Origin of the sequence: Algoriphagus sp. (assembly GCF_024642405.1) — a bacterium.
Lineage (GTDB): Bacteria > Bacteroidota > Bacteroidia > Cytophagales > Cyclobacteriaceae > Algoriphagus.
In genome coordinates this window covers 1-3,490 of the sequence record NZ_JAHEBC010000381.1, presented here as the reverse complement: position 1 = coordinate 3,490, position 3,490 = coordinate 1, and the positions used below count along the sequence as shown (strand labels likewise).

At 38.2% G+C, this 3,490-nt stretch carries 3 protein-coding genes; all 3 read right to left on the bottom strand.

The genetic code is table 11. From position 1 onward, the window contains the following. Positions 1 to 692: AraC family transcriptional regulator (locus tag Q0L68_RS18085; RefSeq protein ID WP_296705662.1), on the bottom strand; the 692-nt coding region annotated here is incomplete at its 3' end. An 11-nt stretch (positions 693 to 703) separates the two neighbouring features. Then, positions 704 to 1,477: a hypothetical protein gene (locus Q0L68_RS18080; RefSeq protein WP_296705661.1), complete on the bottom strand. Its 774-nt coding sequence runs from the start codon at positions 1,475 to 1,477 to the stop codon at positions 704 to 706. Positions 1,478 to 1,747: 270 nt separating this feature from the next. Continuing rightward, positions 1,748 to 3,490, bottom strand: a 1,743-nt coding sequence (locus tag Q0L68_RS18075) for an alpha-rhamnosidase (RefSeq protein ID WP_296705660.1), incomplete at its 5' end; no start/stop codon positions are given.

Sequence of the window (3,490 nt, the reverse complement as noted above, 5' to 3'; positions counted from 1 at the left end):
AGATGATTGACATGAATATTCAGTTGATCGGCAAATTGACTGGGAGTACGGAGATTGATCACTGCATGGCTATCATCTATGGGAAACTGTCTTTCCAGAAGTTCCAAAAACATGGAAGCGATCCGAAGGGAAGCATTTCCCTTTCTCCCCACCTGAAGTTCTGCAGGCTGAAGCTTTAACCCAAAATGAACCAGTTCTAGAATTAAGTTGCGAATCCGGTCAAATTTGTACTTATACTCAGACTGAAACTCCTGATTCATTTGATCAAAAACCTCAGTTACTTTCTCTACTTCCTCATCGCTTAGCTCAAAAATATGAACTCCATTTGGCTGGAAAACCTCATACTTCTGAATATCTCCAAATCCCGAAAAAAAATGAGGATTAAATATGCAGTAAACGCCTTCTAATTTTGAATGATTATTATCCCATTTGTAAGGAACCATAGGATTTGAAAAGGAAAGTGCCTGTTTTTTCACCTCGTAAACCCGATCTGCATAATGAACCTGACTTTGTCCTTTCACTAGCATCACTTTATAGAAATCCCTTCTTCTGTAAGGGATGCTTTTCATCTTTCCTTCGTAGTAAGGCTCCAACCGAAACATATTGAAATGCCCAAAATCCTTTTTATAGTCTTCGGGCAACCAATTGAATTTTCTCTTGTAAAAGTCCTCTAAAGATTCAGTTTTTTCCATTTGAAGCTGGTTTATTGTTTTCTATACTCATTGGCAAAATTGTAAATCAAACTGATATTCCAGACAAAATCATTACCCTCAATTCCTGATTTGATCTTCTGATTCATAGTAGATTGAAGTCCAATTGGAAAATTATTTTTAGTCAAAGTAAAAGTTGAAGTTCCATAAATACCATCATTCTCATCCACTTTCAGATAATAAAACTGTGGAGTCATTTTAAACCTCAAGCTTTCTCCTATAGGTAAATCACTTAAGGTCCATGTCATTCCTAAAAAATAGGTATGGTCTGGTGGATAGGGATTAATTCCGTTTCCATTAAGAAAATAAAGCCCTAAACTGGAACGGGGCGAGATTTTATAAGTAGGAGCAATTTCCCAAGCCAAAAAACGATTAGCAACCAACACATTTTTGGGTTTTCCATCCACTATGATTTCTCGCTCTTGAAACAAGAAAGCCGGATGCGCTCCTGCAGTCAAAGTGAATTTTTCGTTTTTAATAATTTTATATCTCCACCAAAAAACAAATGACCAAGGCTTACCATCCATTCCAAATCGTAACATAGGATCAAAGGATAGACGCTCCCCTCCTAAACTTAAATCAAACAAAAAGGCTGGCCTTCCCAAAGAAAAGAAAGGAATGATCGAAATCCCATTGGAAGTAGCTGTGAGAGTTCCATTAAAATGATTGACAGAAGGTTTTGCTTCAGATTCTGATTGAGCAATTACCTGTTTAGTAACTCCCATAAGGAGGGGAATTAGCAATAATTGAAGTACAATTCTTTTCATAATAGGCTTGGACGGGTCCTTGAATATAGAATATTAAAATTATTCTATACTCACTATGCAAAATTCAACAATCTCAAACCAATTAAACTCTAATTTTCAAATCAAAACTTACACAATTCAAACAGTAGTAAATAAAGAAAACCATAATCAATCGCTTCCAATCAATTATGGTTTCTTAATTCAAATTATTTCCTCTTTACTATTATAAAATCCATTTTTTCAATAACTAAAGAGATGCAAAAGAGAAATAGTTCTTTTAGTCAAGCAATTCTATTCCAAGTTAATTGAATTTAGGCCTCCATTTAATGAATAGGTTTTCCCTCCAAAAACCAAACTTCCAGTGATTCCTTGTGGAAGGGTAATCTTTGCAGTTGGATTTCCTTTTAAATTATAGTCAACTTCAATCATGCCTTTGGGATGAGGCATTTTACCAGAGATCTCCTCAAATTCACCAAGATGCGGGGTGATCAAAACTTTACTAAATGCTGGTCCATCACTGTCAATTCCCAAAATTGTTCGGTAAAACTCGATATTCGGACTGGATCCCCAAGCATGGCTATCTGATCTAGTTTTATCCAAATCTGAGGTTTCTGCCCAAGTCGTCAAACCTAGGTCAAGTCCTTTTCTCCAGACATCAAGGAAAGATAGATACTTGTCTCCCATTCCCACCTCTACCAGCGCTTGGTGGATGTAATATTTGAAATAAATCGTTGCCTCTACCATATCGTTTTCGAGACTTAGCATTTTATCACCAATTTCTTTGGCCTCAGATCCTTCAACTACTCCAGCTAAAATCGCCAAGGCATTGGCATGCTGAGAAAATAAATCCTTTTCAGCTCTGTCTGCAAAAAGCCCGACGGAAGAATTCCAATATTTATTGCGGATAGTGGATTTCAACTTCTCCGCTTCATTCAGGTAATTATCAGCCAAACCTTGCACTCCAAGATGTACTTCCAAATCTGCCGCATATTGTAAAGCTAGGAGCATTTGAAGATCCAAAATAGCGGAATTTCCATCTGCACCTATTGGTGGAATTCCTTGTCTCCATTCCGTACCTACTGCCCAGTCTACAAATGACCAAAATGGAAGAGTTCCCAGCGACCCTTCTTCATCTTGAACGCTCTGAAAGTAGGAAATAACCGATCTGGACGAATTCAATTTTGTGCGCAAAAACTCCATATCTGAACCATACATTAAGTAGTCATGGAGCATTCCGACATACCACATAGAAAATGGAGGAATGTATTGAGGACTTGCCGATGGATAACGACTGAAAGTCACTCCCTCAGGCTGCTGGGAATAGGAAATCTGGTTCAATGAGTTTTTGATCAGTCGATCATCACCGGAATTGAAATAGGAAATAACTCCCTGAATCCGACCATCGCCTATGTATTGCAACTGCTCATAATAGGGACAATCCATATAGGAATCGACTGCGCAAAGTCTTGCAGTCCGCCATCCCACTTCGAGGATTTTTTGAAGAGTAGGATCATCCGATCCAAACTCTGCATTCATTTCAAATGGATATCCAGTAAACATTGCTTCCATTCCATTCAAAGTCAATTCTTCCGCTTGCGTTTCTACATCCAGCTGTATATAGCGATAGGTTCTATAATTAAGCGTGGTAAATTCCTGGTCGGCAGTTCCATCGGTTGTGATCTCATCAAATCGGCCAACAATCGCTTTGCCTTCAATTTCATCTCTATTGCCCTTGGATCGCTCCTCCCCATACAAAGCTTCTGCATAAGTTATTTTTACTGTTGCATCTTTTCCATTACTGAATTTGAAAGTTGGGTAAGCATTAGTCAGGTATTTTTGATCCAAAAGAATACTCACTTTACTGTTGGCAGGGATTTTCACCGGAGATTGTCCAAAATTACCTGGACTTATTTCTATCCCTTCAGCTCTACGAATATCTGGAGTTTGTTCCTCAGAAAATTCAAATTGAGGAACTGCTGAAGGAATCAACATCCAACCCATTGGTGCGCCAAAAGCTCCGACTTTTGTTTTTGG

Bases quoted from the DNA above. Each gene is read 5' to 3' on its own strand.
- Q0L68_RS18080 (WP_296705661.1), bottom strand. From the start codon at position 1,477: ATGAAAAGAATTGTACTTCAATTATTGCTAATTCCCCTCCTTATGGGA.